Source organism: Desnuesiella massiliensis, from assembly GCF_001403615.1.
Classification (GTDB): Bacteria; Bacillota; Clostridia; order Clostridiales; family Clostridiaceae; genus Desnuesiella; species Desnuesiella massiliensis.
This window is the reverse complement of the sequence record NZ_LN879454.1, coordinates 13,353-39,833: the sequence shown is the minus strand read 5'-3', so window position 1 is coordinate 39,833 and position 26,481 is coordinate 13,353. Positions and strand designations below refer to the sequence as shown.

The following is a 26,481-nucleotide window of genomic DNA, read 5'->3' as shown; positions in this document are numbered from 1 at the left end:
TTTATAACATATTAAAAATTAATTCTCTAGTAAGCTCTATGTCCTTAAAGCTTACCATTTCTTCATTAGTATGAAGATATCTACAAGGTATGCACAAGGTGCCTGTTTTTACTCCATCTACTTCTTTATGAATGGTTCCACCCTCTGAGGCATCCTCTCCTACAAAATAATTAATATCTAATTCCATTTTATTAGCGGCCCCCTCTATAATATTCTTTATTTCATGATGCATTATAAGAGTCCTATCCATTATTTTAATGGCTGGTCCTTTGGATAACTCAAGCTTTCCTTTAGCTCCTATACAGTCTTTAGTGTCTTCCATATCTATTACTATGCAATATTCAGGCTCTATGGCATAGGCTGCAGCTCTGGCCCCTCTTCCCCCTAAATTATTTTGTGTAGTAAATGCAAAATATAGCTCTTTATCTATATTAGATAAAAACTCTTTATTTTCTACAAGCTTTTCTATGGTCTTCAATAATATATAGCAGCCTACTCTATTATCTAAATTAGGGGCTGTTATAAAATCTTCATTTTCTAAAACATATCCATTTATAGAGGCTACATGCCCTTCTTTAATTTTCTCTAAAGCCCCTTCTCTATTGTTTACTGCAATATCTACAAATAAATCCTCTATATCTCCACCATCTTTTTCTATACCAACCCTGCCCAAAACTCCGTTTTCAAATTGGACAAAATTGTTTACCATGTTAGCTGGCTTAAAGCCCCCTAGCGCTCCCATTCTACAAAAACCCTTTGAATCTATATAAGTACAGATCATTCCTATAGAATCCATATGAGCAGTAAACATATATTTTTTATTATCTTGTTTTCCTTCTTTATTATTAAGAGCAACTATTAGATTACCCATCTTATCTATAGTATAGTTTACCTGAAGTCTTTCTAGATCCTCTATAATAATATTTCTTACAGCATCCTCATGTCCGCTTACACCAAAAGCAGTAACTAATCTATTTAATAATCCATCCATAAATATTACCTCTCCCTCTCCCTATAATGTTTTTAAATACTCAATCATCAATTTTTTTGTATTTTCTATGTCCTCAATAGAAGCTACAGATACAGAAGAATGAATGTACCTGCAAGGCACTGATACTGTAGCTATTTTAGCTCCGTCATTAGACATATGAATAGCACCAGCATCATTCCCCCCTGCTATAGCTCTTCTTCTTTGAAAGGATATGTTATTCTTTTCTGCTACCTTAATAATATCTTCTGCTATATCATCATTGAAAATACTAGTCCTGTCCATAATAGATATAGCCGGTCCCTTCCCTACCTCTGTAGCACTTAAATGGGGGGGAATGTTAGGCATATCTGCACAAATTGTGCCTTCCAAGGCAATACCTATATCCGGCTTTACATTGTAAGAGGCTACAAAAGCTCCTCTTTCGCCAATTTCTTCTTGTACATTAAACACTCCATACAAATCACAGTCATAACTTTCCTTCAAAATCTCTATTAAAACATAACAACCCATTCTATCATCAAAGGCCTTTCCTTTAATAAGTCCATGGCCAAAAGTTCCATACTCTGTAGGAAAAACTACGTACTCACCTAGCTTTATTAGCTCTTTTGTTTCCTCTTTTGAGTTTGAACCAATGTCAATACAGCAATCACTATAGCTTATACCTTTTTTTCTCTCCTCTGAGGATTGAAGGTGAATTGGTTTTAGTCCTATAACTCCAGGTATTTTGTCTTCTCCAATAGTCACTACCTTTGAAGGAATTATTTTATTGTTAATTCCACCTAAAGCCTGAAATCTAAGGGTCCCATCCTCATTAAAGCCTGTAATTATAAAACCTACCTCATCCATATGAGCATCTACCACTACTTTAGGACCCTTTCCCTTCTTATGAGCTATTATATTCCCCATTTTATCTACCTTTAGCTCATCTACATAATTTATAATTTCCTTTTTTATAAGCTCTCTTACTTCTCCTTCATAACCAGAGGGTCCTGCTGCATTGCATAAACTTTCTAAAAGCATAAAATCTCCTCCAATACTTCAAAGTTTAGTTTCTCAATAAGCTTTGCTATAATTCTTCCTGTATTTTTTATATCCTTTAAATTTACCATCTCCACTGAGGTATGCATATACTTTATAGGTATAGATAGTAATAACGTAGCAATTCCCTCTCTGGTTATCTGAATGTCCCAAGCATCCGTGCCTGTATTACCTGGTTCTACTTCTACTTGAAAAGGAATATTGTATTCTTCTGCTATATCCATCAACTGTTTTCTAAGCCTGGGATGAATGTTAGGTCCAATACATATTACAGGCCCTGCTCCTAATTTATTTCCTCTTTCCTCATCTCCTAGTCTTCCACCATCAAAGGTAGTATCTATAGCTATTCCTACATCTGGTCTTATTATATGAGAAGCGGTTTTCGCTCCTCTATGGCCAACCTCCTCTTGAGCGGAACAGACAAAATATACATCTAAATCATGCTTTACATTATTTAGCTCTTTAGCGCAGCTATACATAGCTGTAATACCCGCTCTATCATCCGTAGCCTTGCAAATTACATTATTATTCAACAATTCGCAAAATTCTCTTTTGATGGTGACAAAATCACCTATATTAACCAATCCTTTAATTTCTTCCTCCGAAAATCCCGTATCAATTAAAAGGTTATCTATATTAATTGCAGTATTCCTCTCTTCATCCTTCATTAAATGCGGGGGCTTGATACCTATAACACCAAGAATATCCCTCTTTCCATGAATTATAACTTCTTGAGAAACCAAGGTTTTTGCATCTATCCCATTAGCTTTGAATTTTAAAAAACCTTTGTCTAATATTTCTGTAACCGTTAAAAACACCTCATCCAAGTGAGCCATTATCATTATCTTACCTTTTCCGCTCCCTTGCTTTTTCATGATTATATTGTTTAAGTTGTCCATAAGCAAATTATCAACAAGAGGTTCAAATATAGCTTTTACATTATTATATAACCAATGTTCTCTGCCACTAGGACCATGGGCCTCACATAGCTCCTTTAAAACTTGCTTTTCCTCCATAAATACCCTCCTTAGATTAAATATAGTAAATTTACCTTCTATATATTATTTTAACATAAAAAAATCATTATCTCTAAGCGCAAAGAAAACATTTACTTTTTTCTACTTTTATAATCCTATTAACTTTTTATTGAGAAATCTATTTTTTTGTAGTGCAGACTACAGAAAATTTTTTGAAAACTCAATATAATGAATTTATATAAAAAATACTCTTCTTTTTTATAGGACAAGTTTCTTTAAGAAAGAATATATTTTGTGAGAAAGGATGATATTATGATTAAATTAATTGGTGTCCTCATTGTTATTATCGGTTTCGCATTAAAATTGGATACTATCGCCGTAGTTCTAGTATCCGGACTAGTTACTGGTTTAGTAGCTGGAATGAGTTTTACAGAAATACTTAACACCCTAGGTAAGGCCTTTGTAGATACAAGATATATGACTCTATTCGTCTTAACCTTACCTGTAATTGGAATCTGTGAAAGATATGGTTTAAGAGAAAAAGCTACAGATCTTATAAGCAGAGCTAAAAACATAACTACAGGAAGACTTCTAACTTTATATCTATTTATAAGAGAAATAGCCGCTGCTCTTTCCATAAGAATTGGTGGTCACCCTCAGTTTATAAGACCTCTTATAAATCCTATGGCTCAAGGAGCAGCTATTGCTAAACATGGAGAGCTTGATGATGAAGATGAAGATAAAATAAAAGGTGCCGCTGCAGCTATGGAAAACTACGGAAACTTCTTTGCCCAAAATATATTTATGGCTAGCGCCGGAGTGCTTTTAATACAAGGAACTCTTCAAAAGCTTGGATATGCCGCTGAAGCTTCTGCCATAGCTAAAGCCTCTATTCCTGCAGCTATAGCAGCTTTCTTAATAGCATTAATTCAAAATTATATTTTAGATAAAAAACTTGAAAGAAAATCCAATAAAAAATAGTTAGGGGTGATATTATGAGTATTCAAACATTTAATAATATTTTTCTTGAAGTATTTTATACAATAATGGGAGTAGTAATGTTAATTACAGCTTTTATGACCTTCAACGATAAAGAACTAAAGACAAGAATGGGAACCTCTGCCTTTTGGCTTATACTTGGTTTTATTTTTATAGCTGGAAAGTATATTCCTGCAACTTTTGTGGGCGTTCTTATATTAGTTTTAGGTTTCTTAACTGCAGCTAAACAAGTTAAAATCGGAAAAATAAGTACTCCAACAGAAAGCTTTAGACTAGAGCAGGCTAAAAAAATTGGTGGAGCAATATTCTTACCCTCTGTAACATTAGCCATTTTCGCTCTAGGTATTACTCAATTTACAAAAATCAACGGTCAAGTGGCTATAGGTCTTTCTTCTGCAGCCGCTTTGATAATAACTTTAGTAATTACAAAATCTCCAGCTAAAAACATTGCTTTAGATGGAGATAGAATGTTACAGCAAGTAGGTCCATCCAGTATATTGCCTCAATTATTGGCGGCTCTAGGAACAGTATTTACTACCGCTGGCGTAGGTAAGGTTATTTCTGATGGTATCTCCACTGTAATTCCTCAAGGCAACATCCTAGCTGGTATAACAGCTTACTGTATAGGCATGGCAGTATTTACAATTATAATGGGTAATGGCTTTGCAGCCTTTACTGTTATAACTGCAGGCGTGGGAGTTCCATTTGTACTATCCCAAGGAGCTAACCCTGCTGTTGCTGGAGCTTTAGCTCTAACTGCTGGCTACTGTGGAACTTTATTAACTCCAATGGCAGCTAACTTTAATGTAGTGCCTGCTGCCTTACTTGAAACTAAAAACAAAAATAGGGTAATATTAACACAAGCTCCTGTAGCTATAGCTATGTTAGTTATTCATATATTCTTAATGTACTTCTTAGCCTTTTAAGGTGTTTTGAAGACATTAAATTATAATTTAAAAACGAGGTGAATTGATTTGAAAGTATTAATAACAGGCTTTGATCCCTTTGGTGGTGAAAAAATTAACCCTGCTCTAGAAGCAGTGAAAAAGGTTAAAGAGGAAATTGCTAACGCTCAAGTAATAAAAGTTGAGATTCCTACAGTTTTTAGAAAGTCTTTAGAGGCCTTAGAAACTGCTATAGAAACTCATAAACCTGATATAGTTATCTGTATTGGTCAAGCTGGTGGACGTTTTGATATAACTCCAGAAAGAGTAGCTATAAACTTAGATGATGCTAGAATAAAGGATAATGAAGGCAATCAACCTATAGATATGCCAATCTATGAGGATGGTGAACCAGCTTATTTTGCTTCCTTGCCTATTAAAGCTATGGTAAAGGAAATCAGTGACAATGGCATTCCAGCTTCCGTATCAAACTCCGCAGGAACCTTTGTATGCAATCACATAATGTATGGTCTATTATATCTAATAGACAAGAAATATAATAATATTAAGGGCGGCTTTATCCACGTACCTTTCATTCCTTCTCAAGTAGTGGATAAAAAGAATACTCCAAGCATGTCTTTAGAAGATATAACTAAAGGTTTAGAATGCGCTATAAAAGCAGCCGTTGAAAATTCCGAAGACATAAAAGCTATAGGCGGTAAGATTTGCTAAACAAAACCACTGATAAATATCCGTTATTTGTATATGGCTCTCTATTGAAAGGCTTCTATAATTATGATAAATACCTGCAAGGTAAAGTTACTTCCTCAGTAGAAGCTAAAACCTCAGGTAAGCTCTTTCATTTGAGCCACAAAGGATACCCTGCATTGATAGATGGAAATGATGAAGTATACGGAGAATTAATTGAAATTAAAGATTATGAAGAAACTCTTAAACAACTAGACGAATTAGAGGGGTTTAAGGGTAGTAATAATATAGAAAATGATTATGATAAAGTTTTAAAAGAAGTAGAAGTTATTGATATGTCTGCTGAAGGCGGTTATCTGCAAAGCAACAAAAAGCTTAAAGCTTATGTCTATATGTATAATTTAAATAATCCTCTTCAAAAAGAAGAAATTAACAAAAAAGCGCTATATCTTCCCGAAGGAAGTTGGAGAAGGTATATGGAAGAAAGATAAATAAAACCCAGTGATTTTTGATTTAAATCACTGGGTTTTATTTTATATATTATCTTAGAAAAATAATACCTAAAACAAATAAGAAAACTAATATTCTCAATATATGCCTATACATTTTTCTCCCCCTATTTAATCCAAGCTCCATTTGAACCAAGCTTGTCCCTAACTATTGCAGTGCTATACGTCATATATTTAGGCTTATATACACAATAATATCATTCATATATACAAATATAAACATGTATATATCAGCACTTAAGGGTCATAATGTATATAATGGAATTGTATACATTGCAAGAGTTCATAACTTTTACGTAATGTACTTATTATGCTATAATATCTTAAGCATATTTTCACTTAAAAATAAGAAAGGAATTTTTACTATGTATAAGCGGTTGTTTGATGAAGAAAAGCAAAATCATATGAGAAACTTTTTTCTTAATACCATGGCTCCTTTAGGCAAAGAAATTCATCTTCATAAAAATGAGGTTTTTACTACCAATATTGAAAACTATGTGGGTATTGTTACTAAAGGGAAGATTAACCAAGCGTTATATCACTCAAATGGGGCTGAAAAAATACTATTTTTTCTAATACCTGGTGAAATTTTTGGAGAAACCAACTACTTTGTTGAAGGTGGCTATAACTTGCAGACAAGAGCTATGGAAGATTCAACTGTCTCTATAGTTGAGAAGACTACATTAGATGAATTTTTAGACTCTAATGCCGAAGGCTATAGGTATTTCATACATAGTATAACAAGAAAATATAGGATATCCCTATCTCAAATGTCAGATATACTATTTACCTCGTCAAAATCTAAAATAGCTAATACTTTATATAGACTTGCTATACAGGGAGTTAATGTTAATTTAAATGGTAAAACCATATTAGATTTTTCCTTTACCCATCAAGAGCTGGCAGATTTAATTGGTTGTTCCAGAGTTACGGTAACAAAAATATTAAATGAACTTATCCAAGATGGCATAATAAGCATTCAAAACAAAAAAGTCACTATAAACGATTTGAAAAGGCTGGAGAGAATGGTGGAATACTAAAAGGCGACTTTCGTCGCCTTTTATTTGTAAACTTCTTCAATCCCTTTTGCTATGGCTTCCGCTGACTTTTTTTGATATTCTCCGGAACTTAACAGCTTATCTTCCTCAACATTTGAAAGAAAACCCATTTCTAATAATACCACTGGTACCTTTGACCAATTAAACCCTGTCATGTCATCTCTAAATTGTAAACCTCTATTTTTTAAACCTAATTCCTTGGCATAGGTGTCTATAATAATTTTTCCTGCTCGTTTACTCTCCTCATATATGCTCTTGGTATTATCATTAATGGCTTTAGGTACTAGCATAGAGGCTCCTCTTATAGAAGGATCCTCCATAGAATTCGCATGGATTCTTATGACCAAATCCGCCTTTGCTTTATTGCCTACCTCAGCTCTTTCTATATTCCCTAAGCTCAAGGCATTATCTGTTTTGGTCATCATCACATTAAAGCCCTTTTGCTCTAATATACTTTTAAGATTTAAGGCGATCTTCATACAGATTAGATATTCTGGAGTTTTAGTATTTACTCCTTCAGCTCCCCCTCCATCCTTTATCTTCATAACATTAGAACCAGGTGCCATTGGCTCCTTATCAAGGTTTGCTTTAGAAGCATGCCCTGGATCAATGACTATGGTTTTATTATTAACACTTTGGCTTTTATCTTCATTCTTCTTTATAGGTATATCTTTATTAGAATTTTGTAATTCAGTACTCTTAGGAAGCTCTTCCTTAACACTTTCTTCCTTTGCTTTATTTGATTGTATCTCGTTACTATTTCCTATTACTTTTTCGTCCGAAGTTAAGGAAGGCTTATTATTTTGACAACCAGTGATAAATAGGCTAAAGCATATAATAATAAAAACCATTGTCTTCTTCATTTTTATCCCTCTTTATCTATCTAATTTTCTATTCCTATATAATAAAAGACATATTACAAAACTAATTATACACCATATAAGCATATTGACTAATTCCATTGTCATATTAGATAATCCATAGCCATTTAACGATTTATACATGGCCTCTGAAAAATGATAGGTAGGTAATAACTTAGCTATTTTCTTTACAAATTCTCCAGCTCCAACTGCAAATACTGGTATCATCATGAATATCATATATACTGGAAAGCCTACTACCCCTGTTTCCATGGAGTTCTTTGAATATAGACCTACTATGGTTCCTAGGATTATTGAAAACACTATTACTAATGTGTTAAAAATTATGAAGATTAATATATTACCAATGCTTTCTCCTACAGCAAAAATACACAATATGCTTACTATATAAGAAACTACAAAGGTTATAAAGCTCTTTCCAAGCAGCACCTCCAGCTCTGTGGCAGGCGAAAGCATTAGAACTCTTAGGGTATTCTTTTCTTTTTCTTCCGCTATAATCATAGATTGTACAAAGCTGCCTACTAGCATACTAGACATTAACAAACATAGCACTAATCCCATCTTAGCAGGAAAATCCTCTATAACTCTTCCATAAATAAAAGCTAAAAATATTGGTAAAAAGCACATCAATAAACTATTATAATTATTTTTTAAATCCTTAGCTTCCTTTAAAACAATGGCACTAAATCTATTAAATGAAAAACTCATAATTATAACTCCCTTCCTGTTAGCTTTAAGAATATCTGTTCAAGGGTAGGTTCCTTTGAATGAATAGATATAAGCTGACCTTTGCTCATCCATTCCTTGATTCTTTCAGCCCCTTCTAAATTTTTAGGTATGATAACTTTTTTTCTTTCTTCCATATTTAATAATACTTCGATAGAATCCTCTGCGTATTTTATTTTCAAATTCTCTGGTGTATCAAGAGCTGAAATGGTTCCTTCATTTAAAAAAGCTACTCTATGGCAGAGCTTATCTGCCTCCTCCATATTATGAGTGGTTAGAAATATAGTAGTACCACTGTTATTTAATTCTCTTAATACATTATGAATCTGATGGCAGTTTGAAGGATCAAGGGCTGCCGTAGGTTCATCTAGAAACAATAAGTCAGGCTTACTTAATATGGCTCTAGCTAAAATAACTCTCTGTTTCATACCTTTGGAAAGCTTTTTTACTACGGTTTTAGCATCAGCTTTTAAATTTACTTGCTCTAATACTTCAAATATCTTTTCTTTGTTCACCTCATAAAGTTTAGAAAATAGCTCTAAATTATCATATACTGATAGCCTTTCATACAATCCGCTATTATCTGTTAATATACCTATGTGCTTAAAAATCTCCTTATTAAAACTTAAAACATTTCTATTAAATACCTCGGCTTCTCCACAGCTAGGTTTTAATTGTCCTGTTAATATTTTAATAGTAGTAGTTTTTCCCGCTCCACTAGGGCCTAGGAATCCAAAAATTTCACCCTTCTTTATACTAAAGCTTAAATCCTTTAGTGCCGCTTTTCCATCAAAATCCTTTTTAAGGTTTTTTACCTTAATTATACATTCTTTATCCACAAAAATTCTCCTTTCTATTTTACCTTTTGCTGTTGATTAAAATTATGCCTTGTTTTCTGTGCTTCAGCTATAAAACCGGCATAAACAGAGAAGTTATTTTCATGAAAGGAGTAAATTTCACTATGAATACCTCTAAAAAAGGGTTGAACGGCTATATTAAAACCCCAATATATCCTTCAATTCTTCAAATCTTCCCTTGGATAAAGGTATGGAGGTTTTATTTACATCATCTAATATTAAACTATAGCTATTTCTTGTCCAGGTCACTACTTCTCTTACTCTTTGAAGATTAACTAAATAAGATCTATGACATCTGAAGAAACCTAAAAGCTTAAGCCTATTTTCTAGTTCTGATAAAGTAAAGGTACAAGGAAACTTTTCATTACCTATAGTTATGTAAGAAACCCCTTCTTGGCTTTCTATATAAATAATCTCTGTAGGATTAAACAGAATTATTTTATCATTTACCTTAGCAGGGATCTTCTCGATTTTTATAGGCATAGACTCCATAGCTTGAGATACCTCATGCTCCGATGGTTCCTTTAAACTCTCTTCCTCCTCTTCAGCCTCTACTTTATAAAAGGAAGTTTCATCTAGGGAGTACACTTCTTCGCTTAACAATAATCCATCCTCTAAAGAGGAAGTAGTAGCTAATATACTAACTCCCTTATCCTTTAATATGTCTATAAAATTTTTTATGATAAGCCTACTCTCCATGTCTACATTTTGAAGAGGTTCTTCAAGAAGAATAAGCTTCGCACTATTTATCCAAGATCTCCCAATACGCAGCCTTTTTTTCTCTGAATAATTTAAGCTGCTAATTTTGGCATTTTTCTTATCTATAAGTCCTACATAAGATAATACTGTTTCTACGTTAGTATCAGAGCTATATAAACCTTTAAAAAATTTCATATAGTCCTTTACCTTCATTCGCTCATATAGACCTTCCTCTAAAAAGCTTATGCCAATTTCATAACAAAACGTAGAATAATTATTTAACACAGAATGTTCTTTAAAATAAATATTACCCGTGGAAGGGCTTGTATTACCTATTATCATGGATAACAGAGTGTTGCCTATTACCTTATTACACTTTATGACAATACATTGACCTTCCTCAACCTTTAAGCTCATCTGATTTATGAGCCTATGATCAGCATTCTGTTTAGAAATATTATTTATATTTAAAATACTCACTTGTATATCACCTCTAGTTTAAAATAACCTATCTTTAATTATATAATAAGATAGATAACTTGTATTGTAATTGTTGGGATTTTTTATACAAAAGTAAAATCTGTATTGATAATTCCTAAAATCATTATTTAAATTAAAGGTATTAGTATGTTTTATATTGAAATAAGTAATGAAGAATATCTATTTTTAGCTTTGAGAGGAGTATTATTATGATTAAAACAAATAAAGAAAGACTAATTAAACAATCTGTTCAAGGAAAAATTCATCACCCAACCTCCGCCCCTTCACCTTATAGAATAAGCCATAAAGGTGAACCTTTTGTAGTTCCTGCTACAGGCGGTATTACTTATAATGTTAGACTAGGCGATGCTGCTTTTGGCTGGGTTGGAGATCATATCGAACCTGGAGTATCTATAAAAAATGATAATGCGCAAGAAAATGTGGCTTTAAATACTCTTGCTTGCATAGGAAATGAAGCCAAAGTAGTTTCTGGAGATGCCAAGGGAGCAAAGGGCTTTGTTACAGGTATGCACGGTGGAATAGATCATGTGCTTGTTTACTTTAAACAGGAAGATTTAGAAAAAATGGCCGTAGATGATAAAATACTTATAAAAGCCCACGGTCAAGGCTTAAGCCTTCCAGAAGTTCCTGAGGTTATGGTGATGAACATAGATCCTGAATTATTTTTAAAGCTTGGTATAGAAATACGAAAAAATAAAATTAAAATCCCTGTAGTAGCTGAAGTGCCACCATATTTAATGGGCTCTGGTATAGGTTCTTCTACTTCCTTTAATGGAGATTATGATATTATGACTGCTGATGAAGCTGCCGTAAAGAGTAATGGCTTGGATAAGCTTAGATTTGGAGATTTAGTTTTACTTAGAGATTGTGACAATACCTATGGAAGGGGTTACCTAAAAGGAGCCGTAAGCATAGGAGTGGTAATACACAGCGATTGCATTAAGATGGGACATGGTCCTGGAATAACTACTATAATGACTTGCAAAGAGTCTTTAATAGAAGGCATCATATCTGAAAAAGCAAATATAAAGAACTTCTTACCCATAGAAGAATAGAATTTTTAAAGCCGCTTGGGATTTTTACATCTTGGGCGGCTTTCGGCATCTCCAAAAAATAACTAGCCAGTCTACTCGTATATTTGACTAGTTATTTTTTTACGATGCCTTAAATTAATATTAAAATAAGGGCGTAAAGTACTATCTATTTATAGATCTAGCTATTCTAGTAAAGGTATGTCTCTTTCCTCTAATAGCTATGCTGTAATCCATTATATTTTCTGGAATAGCAATGCCGGTAAGTCCTGCATCACCTATATGGTGCATGTCGGTTCCTGTCATTTTACACATTAAAGCTATTTGCTTTATTGTACCACTATCAGCACCTTCTTGTGAAGTGCCAATTGCTGTTAGGGTTAATGCTCCTAAATCATGTGAATACTTAACAAGCTCTCTTATATATTCCATAGTTATTCCTGGTACTGTACCAGGTGCAGGAAGTAATATTATATCAGCTCCAGCTTCCCTAAAAGCCTTTATATCTTCCTTTGTTATTATATTCTCTCCCGCCTCTTTAAGCGAACCTGCTGCATGCATCTTTCCAACTACTAATACGATTTCTTTTCCTAATTCGTTACCTATTTCCTTTAAGGAGCTTATAATTGCAGCATTGGATACACCTGTTCCAGGATTTCCTGTTAGAACAACCATATTAAATCCCATTTCATAAGCCTTTTTAGCATTGTCTAAGGTACCTAGCCTTCCAGGAGATATATTTATTATTTCACCTAAAGTTTCTTGATTTGCATCCACAGGCTCCAAGTTTATTCCTACCACTCTGCCCGTAAGTCTTTTTAGTTCCTTAACTATGTCTTCTTTGGCCACTTTAGGAATGCCTTGCATTACCGGTTCATTAACATCAAACATATTAAATAATAATATATCTGCTCCAAAGGCTGCTGCTAACTCTGCATTGCTAATATTATACAACACTGGTTGTACTAACCCTATAACCTCAGAAACTAATACTCTGCCCTCACTGGCGGCTATAGAATGCAATAGTTCCTCTTTATTCATCTTAATAAAATCCGATGCATTGCAGTCTAATAATCTCTTAGTCATACTTTACTCTCTCCCTTTACCATAAATTTAATTAAGGCATCTCCAAAAAAATAACTAGTCAGTCTACTCGCATCTTCGACTAGTTATTTTTTTACGATGTCCAAAAGGGGCACCCTTAAAATTTGGGAGCCCCATTATAGATAAAACTATTTCTTCATTAAACTCTTCATATGAGTAACTAGTATATCAGCTATAGTTCCTACAACTATTTGATAATTCTTTGAACCCATCTTCATAACTCCAGTGGCACCTAGTTGTTTTAATCTATCTTCTTTTAATAATGCGCCGTCTTTTAAAGTCAATCTTATTCTAGTTACACAAGCATCTATTCCCTCTATATTAGCTTTTCCACCGATAGCTTCTATTATTTCCCCTGCCTTAACGCTTAGTTCTGATTCTCCTAAGCTTGATAACTTAGAAGAAAATTCCTCATCATCTCTTCCCGGAGTAGGAATATTTAATGCCTTAATCAAGAATACAAATAAGAAATAGTATACTACTGCAAATATTAATCCAATTACTAATAGTAAAACTGGTTTAGTTGAAATTCCAAGATTTAATAAATAGTCAATTAAACCTGCAGAGAATCCAAAACCTGATTTAATTCCAAGGGCTGAAGTAACAGCTAGGGATACCCCTGTTAACACTGCGTGTACTCCATATAATACTGGTGCCAAGAACATAAATGAAAATTCTATTGGCTCTGTTATACCTGTTAAGAAGGATGTGAAGGCTATACCTAATAGCATACCTGTAACAGCCTTCTTATTTTCTTTCTTAGCAGTAGTGATCATTGCTAAACATGCTGCTGGTAAAGCAAACATCATGATTGGGAAGAACCCAGTCATATAAGTTCCAGCGCTTGGGTCAAGAGCAAAGAATCTGTTTAAATCTCCAGTTACGATCTTTCCAGCTGCATCTGTAAAGGAACCAAATTGGAACCAGAATAAAGTATTAACTACATGGTGTAACCCTACAGGAAGTAATGCTCTGTTTAATAATCCGAATACAAAAGCTCCTAGAGCTCCTGCTCCCGCTACCGAGTTACCAAAGGAATTAATAGCGTCCTGAATAGGTGGCCATACATATCCTGCTACAACACCAAGAATTACAGCACAAAAGGATGTTACAATAGGAACAAACCTCTTTCCTCCAAAGAAGCCTAGGAAATCAGGAACCTTAATTGCTTTATATTTATTATATAAATAACCTGCTAATATACCTATAATAAAGCCTGCCAATACCCCCATATTTATCTTAGGATTAAAAGCTGTAGCAACCTTAGTTAATACAAAGTATCCCACTGTAGCCGCAATACCTGCAACTCCATTATTTTCTTCTGCTAATCCTACTGCAATACCTATAGCAAAAATCAATGGAAGATTTCCGAATATAGCATCTCCTGCTGCCGCCATCCATGGTATACCTGCCTCTAAGGCCTTTAATCCAGTCCATTTCCAAACGTCTGCTTGACCTAATCTTAATAAAAGAGCCGCTGCTGGCATTACTGCCACTGGTGTCATTAAAGCTTTACCCAGCCTTTGTAAGTTTGATAAAAGCTTGCCGTTATTAGCCATTTTATAATTCCTCCTTTTTAATATTATGAATATTATGAATAATTATGAAGCCAAAAATACCCCTGCTTAAGCTCATGCCGTACGCTCATAAGCTTAAATGTATTTTCTATATTAGTATATGACTTTAATTATGGTACTATTAATTTAATTAAACAAAAAAAGCCGAAAAGACAATCCTTTTAGGATAACCTTTTCAGCTTTTGCCCACTTAAATAATATGGTTACACGCTGATTTCATATACCAACATATTAACTTTAATTTTATTATAACTTTTTCATTTCAAATGTCAATAACTATTTTAAAATATTTTTAAAATGCAGTAATTTCTTAATTAATCCTTCATTTAACTTCATAGATAAAATATAAATATCAATTAACCTTTATATTATATTGAATATATTTTTTAGTATAATTAATAAATACTTAACAATTTATCTTTGCGTAAATATTGACAAAGTATTAAGGTAAATATATAATTTAAATAAAAACGTGTTACTGTTAAATCAGGCATAAGTTTTATAACTTATGCCTTTTTATTTTGATAAAAATACGTTTTCATAAAACAAATTTGAAATTAGAATGAATACTATAAAGAAATATTGGAAACAATATAGTAAGAAAGGAAGATATTATGTTTGGATTGTTTAAAAAGACCTATGAATTATTAGCTCCTGTAACAGGAAAGGTAGTAGATTTATCTCTAGTACCAGATCAAGTTTTTGCTCAAAAGATGGCAGGTGATGGAGTAGCAGTAGAATCAACAGGCGATACTATAGTAGCCCCTGCTGATGGTGTTTTAACTTTAATATTTAAAACCAATCACGCTTTTGCAATGACTTTAGATAATGGTGCAGAAATTTTAGTTCATATAGGAATAGATACTGTAGAGCTTCAAGGAGAAGGCTTTGAAAGATTAGCAGATGAAGGTGCTAAAGTAAAAGCTGGAGACCCTATAATAAAGGTAAATAGAGATTTTATTACTTCAAAAGGATTCTCTTTAATAACACCAGTGCTTATAACTAATATTGATATAGTAAAAGATATAAACTACAAAACAGGCTTTAATGCTGAAGCTGGAAAAGAAGTTGTAGTTGAGTACAAAACTAAATAAGGCATCGTAAAAAATAACTAGTTCATTATACCAGTAAACTGACTAATTATTTATTTGGAGATGCCAAATTCCCCCCAAATAAAAACCTGTTAGAGTATCCCCTTATTCTAACAGGTTTTTATTTATGCATCCCTAAAAATCATTAGTGACTTACTTGCTTAAGTCTTTCAATATGTATAGCCAAATAAGCTATTTCGTCTTCTATTACCTCTATACAAAGCTGATTCTCAATTATTTTAGCAGCTTTTCTAGCAACTTTGTAGGAATCCTTATATTGTTTTTTAATAGCAGAAATAAGATCATTTTTAATAGGATTATTATTTAAAATTCTTTCTATAGCAAATCTTATATGAGTTAAAAATCTTGCATAGTCTAAGGATTGCCTATCTATTTCTATCTTCATTTCATCTTCTAAAAACTCTACAACACTATTAGATACAAAATTATATTTTATAGTATTAGATAAACCACCCTTGTTTCTAGCAGAATGTATATGTAGGGCTATAAAACCTGCCTCTCCATCAGGTATCTCAATGCCTATAGCTTTCTCTATCATAAGAGCTGCTTTCTTTGCAATGTCAAACTCCCTTTTGTAAAGGGTTTCCGTCTCCACAAGAAAGGGATTTTGAATTTCCTCATTATCTTCTAACCTCTTTAACGCAAATATCATATGATCTGTTAGAGATATATGTATTTTTTCATCTAGCTCCTCTTGAAGCTCATTGGATATCATTGCGATTATCTCTTCACTTAAGGCGATTATGTTCTGGTCTGCGTAATTCATTAGTTCATTAAAATTCGCTGAATTAGTTTTGTCCTCTATAGTAAAAATCTTATCTACTTCTAAACCCGCTTTAATTATATCTCCTATCTTTTTCCCAAAACCTATACCTTTTCCAAATAAAATCTTTTCTTTCTCATTTTCACTTACGAATAGTACATTATTGTTAAATACCTTTATAACCTTGCAGTCATGGAGTACAAAATTGCCCATTTAAAAAACCTCCACCTCATATTTATAAAACCCTTATTATAATTATATATAAATAGTTTTCATAATTTCAATACATATGCTTATCTATATCTTCACATTATTATAATATATTTATCTAAGGTTATATATACCTAAAAAAAATAACTAGTCAGTGTCCATATTCGACTAGTTATTTTTTATTATATCCTTATTATCTAATTTGCATTATGAATTGCAATTAAAAATGCTGTGTTATCTCCTTCTGAATTCTTGTTAGATCTTTTTCCCTAAGCCTAGTTTCTTCTCTGATTTTATTCCAGTCTTCTCCAGCTATCATCATTTCTCTTGCTCTCTCATGTGCATCAACCTTCTGGCCAATCTTACCCATAATTATACACTCCCTTTTCAATTAACCTAATTAATATAATGTATTATTATTTTTTCAAAATAAATTAATAGTATTCTAAGTAATTTATGTATTTCGTCAGAATTGTTAATTTTATAACGAATTATTAATTTTGATATTGAGTTTAAACAAAGTATGAAGTATAATTTATATGTAATAACAATTATTATGTAGTAAATTTTGGTATATATTTTCTCTGTATAATAGGAATTTCTTGTTATATGGACTTTTTAAAAAAGCTTCACCCAACTGCAAAGAAATAGTCTGAGCAAAAGGAAGAGGGCCATATAATGCATTATGAAAAAGTTAATTTTTTGAAAAATTAACTTTTTTGAGGCTACCTTCAATGCTTGTATTGGAGGTATTTTTTGTTTTTAGGAGGATGTTTTATGGATAAAAGAGTAGGGGTAATAGGAATAGTAATTGAAGAATTCGCTAATGCACCTAAGGTAAATGAAGTGCTTCATAACTTTGCTCAAATAATTGTAGGAAGAATGGGAATTCCCTATAAGGAAAGAGGTGTTTCTGTAATCTCCTTAATAGTGGATGGAACTACTGATGAAATCAGTGCCTTAACAGGAAAACTTGGAAAGATATCTGGAGTAAATGTAAAATCAGCTATTACAAAAAAATAGAACTCTATTTAAAGAAAGGAGGCACTAACTTTAAAAACATATAAGTTAGTGGCAATATTATGAGAGAATACTTAGCAGAAGAGTTTATAGTAGATTCAGAGATATTAGAAAGCATAAAAAAAGGGGAAGAACTCGCCTCAGATAAAAACTATGTGAATAGTCTTCTAGAAAAAGCTCAAAGCTGTGCAGGGCTGACTCATGAAGAAGCAGCCGTTTTATTAAATATAGAAGACGAAGAAGTTTTAAATAAAATGTATAGTGTAGCCAGCGAAATCAAGAAAAAAATATATGGAAGAAGAATTGTGCTTTTTGCTCCTCTTTACGTGAGCAATTACTGTGTAAATAACTGCGAATACTGTGGATATAAACATTCAAATTGTGATTTTAAAAGAAGAAAACTTACTATGGAGGAACTTAAGGAAGAAGTTAAGGTTTTGGAGTCCTTAGGTCATAAAAGATTAGCCTTAGAATTAGGCGAAGACCCGGCAAATGCTCCTTTAGACTATGTGCTAGATTGCATAAAGACCATATACTCTATAAAATTTGATAATGGAAGCATAAGAAGAATAAACGTAAATCTAGCTGCAACTACTGTAGAGGATTATAAAAAGCTAAAGGATGCTAATATAGGTACCTATATATTATTCCAAGAAACCTATCACAAACCTACCTATGAAAAACTCCATCCTCAAGGACCAAAGCATAATTATAATTGGCACACCACTGCTATGCATAGAGCTAGAGCTGCAGGGATAGATGATGTAGGTATGGGTGTTTTATATGGATTATATGATTACAAATACGAAACCATAGCTTTATTAATGCACGCTGAGCACTTAGAAAAAGAAACCGGTGTAGGCCCTCACACTCTATCTGTACCAAGGATGAGAGCAGCAGAAAATGTGAGTTTAAGAAATTATCCTTACCTAGTAAATGATAATGACTTTAAGAAAATTGTGGCTATATTAAGACTAGCTGTACCTTATACTGGAATAATATTATCTACTAGGGAGGAATCTAGCTTTAGAGATGAGGTTATGGCCGTAGGAGTTTCTCAAATAAGTGCTGGTTCCTGCACTGGTGTAGGTGGATATGTAGAATCTCAAAATCCAAGCTCAGATGAAAAGCCTCAGTTTGAAGTGGGAGACCATCGTTCTCCTATAGAAATAATAAAAAGCTTATGTAAATCTGGCTATATACCTAGCTACTGTACCGCTTGCTATAGAGAAGGCAGAACTGGTGACAGATTTATGCGCCTAGCTAAGATTGGAGAAATTCAAAATGTCTGTCAGCCTAATGCTCTACTTACCCTAAAAGAATATTTATTAGATTATGGTGATGAAGAAGCTAGGGCTCTTGGTGATAAGCTTATAGAAGAAGAGCTTAAGGCTATACCAAAGGAAGCCGCAAGAAATGCAGCTAAGGAAAAGCTTAAACATATTGAAAAGGGTGAAAGAGACTTAAGATTTTAATTTAGGCATCGTAAAAAAAATAACTAGTCAAAGATGCGAGTAGACTGACTAGTTATTTTTTGGAGATGCCTTAGGAGGTATAAAAATGTTAGATACACCTAGAGCCAATAGACTTCACATTGCAGTATTTGGAAAAAGAAATGCTGGAAAATCCAGCATCGTAAATGCTCTTACTAATCAATCTATATCACTAGTATCAGACACCCCGGGTACTACCACAGACCCAGTATTCAAATCCATGGAGCTGCTTCCTTTAGGTCCAGTGGTTATAATCGATACTGCGGGCTTGGACGATGAGGGTGAGTTAGGCGAATTAAGAATACAGAAAACCTTAGAGGTTATGGATAGAACAGACCTTGCCTTATTGGTTTTTACTGGTGAAAATGAAAACCTAAATATGGAATTACAATGGTACAAAGAGCTTGAAAACAGAAAAGTACCTATGATAGGTGTCATCAATAAAATTGATGTTGTAGATTTGGACTTAAATATTTATAAAAAAAGCTTTGATATACCCTTTGTGAAGATAAGTGCAAATAAGAGAAGCAATATAGCAGGACTAAAGGAAGCCATAGTAGAAAATGCACCTACAGATTTTGAGATCCCCACCATTGTAGGAGACCTTCTAAAGCCTAAGGCTACGGTGGTGTTAGTGGCTCCTCAAGATATACAGGCTCCAAAGGGAAGGTTAATCCTGCCACAGGTACAGGTGATTAGAGATGTATTAGATAATGATTGTATGGCACTCACCGTTAAAGATACTGAGCTTCGGGATATTTTAGGTACATTAAATAAGAAACCAGACCTAGTTATTACGGATTCTCAGGTGTTTAAAAAGGTGAATGAAATTCTCCCTAAGGATGTTCCTCTAACCTCCTTCTCCATCCTTATGGCTAGATATAAGGGAAACCTTCAAATGTTTGTAGAGGGTGCTAGGGCTATAAAAAATCTAAGGCCTGGAGATAAAGTGCTCATAGGCGAGGCATGTACCCATCATGCTTTAAAAGGAGATATAGCTAGAGAAAAACTTCCTTTATGGCTTAATGCAAAGGTAGGCGGAGAGCTAAATATAGAAGTAAAGTCAGGTATAGACTTCCCTGAAGATTTATCCCAATACAAATTAGTAATACACTGCGGCAGCTGTATGTTTACAAGAAAACAGCTTATGTCAAGGCTTATAAGAGCCGAAGAACAAAAGGTTCCTATGACTAACTTTGGTGTGGCCATAGCGGAAATTAACGACATACTAGATAGGGTAGTTAGCATGTTTCCTGAACTATAGAACTTACTGCGCAGCTTTTCTAGTCCTCAATGCATAATTAGAATTGTTTTTCAAATTAAAAAGCAGAGTCTAAGACTAAAATTTAGCCTTAGACTTTGCTTTTTATATAGCTTTAATTCTTTCACCACTATCCCTATTTAGAAAAAACTCAGCTATTTCTTTAGGATTATTAAATATAAGCTCACAATCAATATGATCTATCATTTTCATAAACCTACAATGTCCAAATTCTATACCTGCTGCCTTTGCTGCCTCATAATCAACCACGGCATCCCCTAGATATATAGCATCTCCTGCTGTTATCCCTGCCTTATCTAAAGCTTTTAAAAGAGGCTCTGGATTTGGCTTATGCCTTACTGTATCCTCTTTACATATCCATAGCTTAAAATAGTCCAGCAAGCCCCTTTTAGTAAAATCTTCATGGAGCTGCTCATAAGTCTTTGAAGTTACTATGGCAAGAGAATACTCTTTGCTAAGATCTCGAAGCATTTCTTCTACACCTTCAAAAACATAATTATGGTGCGCATAATCCTTTACTTTTAGTCTCCAATACCTCCAAGTATCCATGAGTTCCTCTTCTTTAATGCCTATTTTTCTTAAGGCTTCATCCCCTGGTATACCCATCAATCTATGCAGTTCCTCATCAATATATTCTCTTTTATACAAATCTCTCATGGTCTGCTGAAGGCCCCTCATATTTGATAACGCAGTTTCAATTAGGGTTCCATCAATATCAAAAATAATCCACTTAATCATAAATTTTCTCCTTTATATACACTTTTTAAACATTGCTAGTTATATGTTTTATAAAATTACTCTTTAAAAGTATACTATACACTCTATGAATGTAGCTATACAAGAAATAAACATTGTTAAAATCTATAATTATTTACATACCACACACTTGTATAAATGTATGGTATAATTAAATATGTAATATAGTAACAACAAAGGAGTCATGAAATGAAATATAAACGCATTATTTACATTGTAATTTCCTTCTTAGTTATTGGTTTCATTGGATATAAGCTTTTTCTTTCCATTAACAATAAAAGAATCAGGGAAAATGCTTTAAAGATAGCCCGACAGGATATGAATTTAGCTAAACAGACAATTGATAAATACTATTTAGGTCTAGAGAATAGCAAATTTAATGATAGCTTAAATTCAGTGGATTATTCCAATGATAAAACTAAAGAAACAGACCAAAAATGGCTCAACGAGAATAAAAATGATTATGTTATTGGGTATTCTAATTCTCAAGGTGGATTTGTTAGTTTCACCTATTCAATAGAAAAAAAGCAATATAGGATTTCTACTTCAATTAGGTTACAAGATAAGATTAGTAAAATAGAAAAAATGATTAACGAAGAAATATATTTAAAAAAGATAGATAGTGATTATAAAATAGTCCATATCTCAAGCTACGATACAAATTTAAAATATCGCTGTAGCAACTATGACAATACTCCTGAATTTGTATATGATAAAGGAAATTATAAGGCTATAAAAGCAAATGATTGAATTTTCTAGAAAGAAGAGGATTAAATGAGCTTTTTAACTAATCTTACTGTAGTTATAGCGGCTATATTTATGCTGATAAATAAGGTAATAGTTATAGTAAAGTCATTAAAAACTCGAAAATATAGTGAGGCATTTTTTAATGGGGCAGGCTTCTTTGCCTTTGGATCACTGTTATTCTATATGCTTTTCACTAATTTGCGCTATGGATTTCTCATCTATATTTCATGTATATCCGGTATAGTATATTGCGTCTATATGTTTAAGAAAACTTTTTTAATACAATAAGTATAATTTAAAATTCAACTAATTGCATAAAAACATACTTTATTACAAGTATGTTTTTATGCATCACTACAACCTAAAATACACTATAGATTTATAAGATTTTTTATAATTTTGTTTCTTTATGATCTAAATCAAATAGCTTGCCATCACACTTAATACAGCCTTTTTCCTTAAGCTCCTCTATAGTTTTAAAGTGCTCTGAAGTTCCTACCTTTATTACTTCTCCACAATTTTTACACTTATAAAGTCTAACTGTAACTTTCAATTCTCCCGTATAGATTAACTCATTATAATCCCCTTCTATTAAAGGTTTACTACCATTAGTGGTTTTAAGAACGATCATCTGCCCCACTCCCCCTATAATTCCCGCTCCATCATAAGCATTAAAGGAGGTCAGTATTTCTGAAACCCTAAGTCCCATAGCTACAAAATTTTTCTGCATAGCTAGCTCAAACTCCGGAGACTTATGCGCATAGGAAAGAAAAACATTAAGTCCACACTGATATTTTAAGGCTTCGATTCCTCTGGAAAGAAACAGATTCATTCCTTGAAGAGTATAAGGTGGGTCGGTAAAAAAGCTGTCAAACTCACCTCTAAATTTTTGTGGTAAAGGCTTTCTTAAATCTACATATTCACTTTTAACAGGCAGCTGTTTTTCTTCTGCTATATTGTTTATATAATTAATTATTCGCTCATCTATATCCAAAACCAAAATTGATGTCTTGCTATATTTTATGTCAGTAAAAAGTTTTTTTAATAAGAATCCTAAGGCTATACTTACTAAATCGTCATCGCCTACACATAAAACCCTCTTTCCTATTAATGAAGAATTTTTTAGACATAATACCGCTCTTTTCATAGCTGTATCTAAAGTGCATTTAGATTGATCTATCGTAACATCAGCTTGAGGGCGATTCATAAATATCTCACTTAATTCTTCTCTAACTTCCTTGATCTCTTTATGTTCCTTCCAAGGCTCTAAGCATAATTTCATGTATAATTCCTTATTTAAGCCATAAAAACCTAGTTCCTTTTCTACGAAGTCCTTTCCTTTGCTTGTAAGTCTTATACCTCTATCTTGAAGTAAAATTTTCTCTTTAATAAACTCTTTCTTTATAGCTGTTACTAAGGGTATAGGCAAAAGATTGCTCTTAGCTAGCTCCTTTGTGGAAATACCCTCCTTAAAATATATATTAACTAAAGTATTTATTATTACTTCCTTTCCTTCCTCTATATTTATATTTTGAATTACCTTTTGTAGACAATTATCCATTATTATCTCCCTTTCTTATACAGTTAAATTTTAAGATACTTGTATTCCCAACTAAATAGCAATGAAAGATGTATAAGTTATAAACATGGACAAATTGTAAAGTAATTCCTTATATAAATTAGTAAAAACAAAAAGACCATAGCAACACAAAGTCACCACAGCCTCTTATAATTTACACCCTCTAAATACCCAATTTCTTAATTATATATGCTGTAGATTCATTATTCATTGAAACTTCAAATAACGAATCTACTCATATTAATAAAATACGAAATCAAATATTCATAATAATTTTGGACATAAAAACACCATGCCTAGGCACGGTTCCATAAGATATATAATAAGGTTGAATGTTGTCCGTGTTCTAACTTATTCTTAAAAATGCTCAACAAACAAACCTGATATAATGTCAGATTTTAAAGCTTTTTAAGAATCAACTATTTAGTTAGTTAGTTACGAACACTCTCACTCATACAACACTCTTCCTTTATTTTTTAATATGATATTCTCCCATAGTATAACATATGAAAGTATAGTATACAATATATAAATTTTACTATAAAATAATTTTTCACATATTTTAAATTTTCAAAATATTTTATTTAACACTCTCTTAATATTAAGTTATAATTAATACTATAAAATTAAATAAAAGCACTTATACTTTTACTTTTACAAATTAAGGTTAAAGGGGGAATTATCAATGACAAAACAAGAGAAAGCATGGATAATGGAAGACTGGGCCAACTCTGCCTATTCTATTGCTATAACCACTGCAATACTTCCTGTATTTTTTAAAAGTGTTGTGGCCAAGGATCTCTCTAGTTCACTATCTACCGCCTATCTAGGCTATTCTAATTCCATCTATACTGCAATACTGGCAATACTGGCTCCCATCCTTGGAGCTATTGCAGACTACAAGGGCTATAAGAAAAAGCTCTTTACTTTTTTTCTATTAATTGGAGTATTCTCTACAGGCTTACTTTCCATTATAAGCCAAGGAAACTGGTTTCTATGCCTTGCCATTTATGCCCTTAGCGCTATCGGTTTTTCTGGGTCTAATATTTTTTATGATGCTTTTTTAGTGGATGTAACCGAGGATAGCCGGATGGATGTAGTATCTTCCTATGGTTTTGGTCTAGGATATATAGGAAGCACTATACCTTTTATTATCAGTATACTTTTTATTAGCAAACCATCCTTAATCGGTATGGACACCATAGGTGCTACTAGATTATCCTTTATAATAACTGCTTTATGGTGGCTTGTATTTAGCCTTCCCATGTTAAAGCATGTAGATCAAAAATATTATATAGAACCCTCTAAGACTCCTGTAAAAGAAAGCTTCAGAAGGTTATATGATACCTTTAAAAACGCTAAAAAAAATAGAAACGTATTCTTATTCTTAATAGCTTACTTCTTCTATATAGATGGTGTATCTACAATAATTAAAATGTCTACTGCCTATGGCATGGACATAGGACTAAGCTCCAATACCTTGATGATAATACTATTAGTACTTCAAATTGTAGCTTTTCCCTTTGCCATACTCTACGGAAAGCTAGCAAAAAAATTCTCAGGAAAAGTCATGATATTAGTAGGTATAGTGGTTTATACTATAATATGCATCTATGCTTATTTTATAAAGACCGCTTTGGATTACTGGATTTTAGCCATATTAGTAGGAAGTGCTCAAGGAGGTATACAAGCTTTAAGCCGTTCCTTCTTTGGTAAGATAATTCCTAAGGAAAAATCCTCTGAATTCTTTGGCATATATAATATCTTTGGAAGATTCTCAGCAATTTTTGGTCCCTTAATGATGGGTGGTATATCACAAATAACTGGAGACTCAAGAATCGGAGTTTTTAGTATAGTAGCTCTTTTCATAATAGGAGGCTTACTATTCTTGAGGGTAAAAGAGGAGGACTCTTCAACCTATCATGGAAGCTCTGCAAATATTAATATTTAATGCACAGTACACAATTCAAAAAAAGCGACCAACGTCGCTTTTTTATGCATTCTCCTTCACACTGTCCTCTATTTCATCTTTTTTAGTGTTTTGTTTCTTTTTATAGCTCTTCATTAAGTATTCTCTTACCTCTGAAGATTTAGATGCTATATTTTTTCCTATGGATTCCATAACCTCAAAAGGCATTCTTTGAAATTGTAGCTTAGCAATATCCATTATGGGTTCAATTAAGCTTTTAGCATCTTCATAACCTTCAAAAATCCTTTTTTGAATAGCATCCTTAGAAAAATCTAACACTCCAGAAATTATTCCTCCCGGCTCTTCGCTAGGTATAATCTCTACTATCCTAGCTCCCGGAAACTTGCTCTTATCTATATAACAGTCCCTAGATAAATGTACTACAAATATTATATTGCAGCCCTCCCCATATAAGGGCTGAATTGGAACATTGTCTGCCATACCTCCATCTATATACTTTCTGCACTGAATTTCTTCGCTTTCATATAGTAAAGGTAGTGCAGAAGATGCACATAATATTTTCTTTGCCACCTCTTCATCATAGTCATTTAGTTTAAAATATCTAGCATTTAGCTCAGGAATTTCACTGCAAGCAGCATAACAAGTCCTACTTCCTGTTAAAAGCTTTTTAAAATCAATATGTTCTTCCATTATTTCTAATAGCCCTTCTCTAGATAGTCCACCTTGCTCTAGGCTCTTTGGGGATACCTTTTTTATGAGGTTCAAGCTTTTACTTCCTATAAAAAGCATCATTCCTTTTTTCACTAACTCTTTATTGTCTATGGGCAAAATTTTTTCTCTAGTTAAATTAAGCCATATATTTTCTGCCACTTCATAATCTCCCTGTGCGAAAAGCACAGCATTCAACGCTCCTATAGAGGTTCCAGATACAGCAGTTATATGCTTATCAATGCCTAATTCTTTGAGAGCCTTCCAAACTCCTATTTCATAGGCTCCCTTGCCTCCCCCTCCAGCTAACACTAATCCTATCTTTAACATTCTTATCACTC

The 26,481-nt window shown here is 33.0% G+C and carries 27 protein-coding genes; 13 read left to right on the top strand and 14 right to left on the bottom strand.

Going from position 1 to position 26,481, the window contains the following annotated elements:
• Window position 1: 1 nt before the first annotated feature.
• From BN2665_RS03970 to BN2665_RS03960, 3 genes are read right to left on the bottom strand one after another with little or no spacing between them, the layout of a single operon-like run.
• The gene (locus tag BN2665_RS03970; protein WP_055665826.1) at window positions 2-991 is read right to left on the bottom strand and encodes a hypothetical protein; all 990 of its coding nucleotides are present in this window, start codon (window positions 989-991) and stop codon (window positions 2-4) included.
• Window positions 992-1,012: 21 nt separating this feature from the next.
• Window positions 1,013-2,011: a M42 family metallopeptidase gene (locus BN2665_RS03965; protein WP_055665825.1), complete on the bottom strand. Its 999-nt coding sequence runs from the start codon at window positions 2,009-2,011 to the stop codon at window positions 1,013-1,015.
• Window positions 2,002-3,045, bottom strand: a complete 1,044-nt coding sequence (locus BN2665_RS03960; RefSeq protein ID WP_055665824.1) for a M42 family metallopeptidase — start codon at window positions 3,043-3,045, stop codon at window positions 2,002-2,004. The genes BN2665_RS03965 and BN2665_RS03960 overlap by 10 nt, the downstream gene beginning before the upstream one ends.
• Before the next feature lie 276 nt (window positions 3,046-3,321).
• Here BN2665_RS03960 and BN2665_RS03955 point away from each other — a divergent pair, with 276 nt between their 5' ends.
• The 5 genes from BN2665_RS03955 (at window position 3,322) to BN2665_RS03935 (ending at window position 7,146) form a co-directional block, all read left to right on the top strand.
• The gene (locus BN2665_RS03955) at window positions 3,322-3,987 is read left to right on the top strand and encodes a DUF969 domain-containing protein (protein ID WP_055666363.1); all 666 of its coding nucleotides are present in this window, start codon (window positions 3,322-3,324) and stop codon (window positions 3,985-3,987) included.
• A 14-nt stretch (window positions 3,988-4,001) separates the two neighbouring features.
• Entirely contained in the window at window positions 4,002-4,931 is a 930-nt protein-coding gene (locus tag BN2665_RS03950) for a DUF979 domain-containing protein (protein WP_055665823.1), read from the top strand.
• A gap of 48 nt (window positions 4,932-4,979) precedes the next feature.
• Window positions 4,980-5,621: a pyroglutamyl-peptidase I gene (gene pcp, locus BN2665_RS03945; protein ID WP_055665822.1), complete on the top strand. Its 642-nt coding sequence runs from the start codon at window positions 4,980-4,982 to the stop codon at window positions 5,619-5,621.
• Entirely contained in the window at window positions 5,615-6,088 is a 474-nt protein-coding gene (locus tag BN2665_RS03940) for a gamma-glutamylcyclotransferase family protein (RefSeq protein WP_055665821.1), read from the top strand. Before pcp ends, BN2665_RS03940 begins: the two co-directional genes overlap by 7 nt.
• 383 nt (window positions 6,089-6,471) lie before the next feature.
• The gene (locus tag BN2665_RS03935) at window positions 6,472-7,146 is read left to right on the top strand and encodes a Crp/Fnr family transcriptional regulator (protein WP_195892654.1); all 675 of its coding nucleotides are present in this window, start codon (window positions 6,472-6,474) and stop codon (window positions 7,144-7,146) included.
• Between the two features lie 20 nt (window positions 7,147-7,166).
• Here the strand turns inward: BN2665_RS03935 and BN2665_RS03930 are convergent, their stop codons facing one another.
• The 4 genes from BN2665_RS03930 to BN2665_RS03915 all read right to left on the bottom strand — a co-directional run bounded on the left by BN2665_RS03930 (window position 7,167) and on the right by BN2665_RS03915 (window position 10,807).
• Complete coding sequence (locus BN2665_RS03930) at window positions 7,167-8,027, bottom strand: N-acetylmuramoyl-L-alanine amidase family protein (protein WP_055665819.1); 861 nt, start codon at window positions 8,025-8,027, stop codon at window positions 7,167-7,169.
• Between the two features lie 12 nt (window positions 8,028-8,039).
• Window positions 8,040-8,753 carry an ABC transporter permease gene (locus BN2665_RS03925; protein WP_055665818.1) on the bottom strand — a complete coding sequence of 238 codons (714 nt, stop codon included), beginning with the start codon at window positions 8,751-8,753 and terminating at the stop codon, window positions 8,040-8,042.
• 2 nt (window positions 8,754-8,755) lie between these two features.
• A complete protein-coding gene (locus BN2665_RS03920) occupies window positions 8,756-9,610 on the bottom strand; it encodes an ABC transporter ATP-binding protein (RefSeq protein WP_055665817.1) in 855 nt (284 codons plus the stop codon).
• 156 nt (window positions 9,611-9,766) lie between these two features.
• On the bottom strand, window positions 9,767-10,807 hold the full coding sequence (locus tag BN2665_RS03915) for a LytTR family transcriptional regulator DNA-binding domain-containing protein (protein WP_055665816.1): 1,041 nt from the start codon (window positions 10,805-10,807) through the stop codon (window positions 9,767-9,769).
• 209 nt (window positions 10,808-11,016) lie between these two features.
• Here BN2665_RS03915 and BN2665_RS03910 point away from each other — a divergent pair, with 209 nt between their 5' ends.
• A complete protein-coding gene (locus tag BN2665_RS03910; protein ID WP_055665815.1) occupies window positions 11,017-11,883 on the top strand; it encodes a DUF4438 domain-containing protein in 867 nt (288 codons plus the stop codon).
• Between the two features lie 141 nt (window positions 11,884-12,024).
• Here the strand turns inward: BN2665_RS03910 and BN2665_RS03905 are convergent, their stop codons facing one another.
• Entirely contained in the window at window positions 12,025-12,945 is a 921-nt protein-coding gene (locus tag BN2665_RS03905; protein ID WP_055665814.1) for a DUF7916 family protein, read from the bottom strand.
• Window positions 12,946-13,091: 146 nt separating this feature from the next.
• Window positions 13,092-14,522 carry an N-acetylglucosamine-specific PTS transporter subunit IIBC gene (gene nagE / locus BN2665_RS03900; RefSeq protein ID WP_055665813.1) on the bottom strand — a complete coding sequence of 477 codons (1,431 nt, stop codon included), beginning with the start codon at window positions 14,520-14,522 and terminating at the stop codon, window positions 13,092-13,094.
• A 632-nt stretch (window positions 14,523-15,154) separates the two neighbouring features.
• Here nagE and BN2665_RS03895 point away from each other — a divergent pair.
• Window positions 15,155-15,634, top strand: a complete 480-nt coding sequence (locus BN2665_RS03895) for a PTS sugar transporter subunit IIA (protein WP_055665812.1) — start codon at window positions 15,155-15,157, stop codon at window positions 15,632-15,634.
• Between the two features lie 142 nt (window positions 15,635-15,776).
• Here the strand turns inward: BN2665_RS03895 and glcT are convergent, their stop codons facing one another.
• Both glcT and BN2665_RS27275 read right to left on the bottom strand, forming a co-directional pair.
• Entirely contained in the window at window positions 15,777-16,628 is an 852-nt protein-coding gene (gene glcT / locus BN2665_RS03890; RefSeq protein ID WP_055665811.1) for a glucose PTS transporter transcription antiterminator GlcT, read from the bottom strand.
• Between the two features lie 217 nt (window positions 16,629-16,845).
• Window positions 16,846-16,995 carry a hypothetical protein gene (locus BN2665_RS27275; RefSeq protein WP_195892653.1) on the bottom strand — a complete coding sequence of 50 codons (150 nt, stop codon included), beginning with the start codon at window positions 16,993-16,995 and terminating at the stop codon, window positions 16,846-16,848.
• 407 nt (window positions 16,996-17,402) lie between these two features.
• Between BN2665_RS27275 and BN2665_RS03885 the strand changes: the two genes are divergently transcribed.
• The 3 genes from BN2665_RS03885 (at window position 17,403) to hydF (ending at window position 20,402) form a co-directional block, all read left to right on the top strand.
• Complete coding sequence (locus BN2665_RS03885) at window positions 17,403-17,648, top strand: TM1266 family iron-only hydrogenase system putative regulator (RefSeq protein ID WP_055665810.1); 246 nt, start codon at window positions 17,403-17,405, stop codon at window positions 17,646-17,648.
• 59 nt (window positions 17,649-17,707) lie between these two features.
• A complete protein-coding gene (gene hydG / locus BN2665_RS03880; RefSeq protein WP_423229844.1) occupies window positions 17,708-19,120 on the top strand; it encodes a [FeFe] hydrogenase H-cluster radical SAM maturase HydG in 1,413 nt (470 codons plus the stop codon).
• Between the two features lie 85 nt (window positions 19,121-19,205).
• Window positions 19,206-20,402 (top strand): [FeFe] hydrogenase H-cluster maturation GTPase HydF, encoded by a 1,197-nt coding sequence (gene hydF, locus BN2665_RS03875; protein WP_055665808.1) that lies wholly within the window; start codon window positions 19,206-19,208, stop codon window positions 20,400-20,402.
• 102 nt (window positions 20,403-20,504) lie between these two features.
• Here hydF and BN2665_RS03870 read toward each other — a convergent pair whose 3' ends face one another.
• Window positions 20,505-21,158 (bottom strand): HAD family hydrolase, encoded by a 654-nt coding sequence (locus BN2665_RS03870; protein WP_055665807.1) that lies wholly within the window; start codon window positions 21,156-21,158, stop codon window positions 20,505-20,507.
• 207 nt (window positions 21,159-21,365) lie between these two features.
• Here BN2665_RS03870 and BN2665_RS03865 point away from each other — a divergent pair, with 207 nt between their 5' ends.
• Together BN2665_RS03865 and BN2665_RS03860 are read left to right on the top strand one after the other, a co-directional pair.
• Complete coding sequence (locus BN2665_RS03865; protein ID WP_055665806.1) at window positions 21,366-21,926, top strand: hypothetical protein; 561 nt, start codon at window positions 21,366-21,368, stop codon at window positions 21,924-21,926.
• 24 nt (window positions 21,927-21,950) lie between these two features.
• Window positions 21,951-22,211, top strand: coding sequence for a hypothetical protein (locus BN2665_RS03860; RefSeq protein WP_055665805.1), 261 nt, complete (start codon window positions 21,951-21,953; stop codon window positions 22,209-22,211).
• A 103-nt stretch (window positions 22,212-22,314) separates the two neighbouring features.
• On the opposite strand, the gene BN2665_RS03855 is transcribed toward BN2665_RS03860, so the two are convergent.
• A complete protein-coding gene (locus BN2665_RS03855; RefSeq protein ID WP_055665804.1) occupies window positions 22,315-23,484 on the bottom strand; it encodes a bis-aminopropyl spermidine synthase family protein in 1,170 nt (389 codons plus the stop codon).
• Between the two features lie 703 nt (window positions 23,485-24,187).
• Here BN2665_RS03855 and BN2665_RS03850 point away from each other — a divergent pair.
• Window positions 24,188-25,453 carry an MFS transporter gene (locus BN2665_RS03850; protein ID WP_055665803.1) on the top strand — a complete coding sequence of 422 codons (1,266 nt, stop codon included), beginning with the start codon at window positions 24,188-24,190 and terminating at the stop codon, window positions 25,451-25,453.
• Window positions 25,454-25,495: 42 nt separating this feature from the next.
• Here the strand turns inward: BN2665_RS03850 and BN2665_RS03845 are convergent, their stop codons facing one another.
• Entirely contained in the window at window positions 25,496-26,470 is a 975-nt protein-coding gene (locus tag BN2665_RS03845) for a patatin-like phospholipase family protein (protein ID WP_055665802.1), read from the bottom strand.
• Window positions 26,471-26,481: the final 11 nt, after the last annotated feature.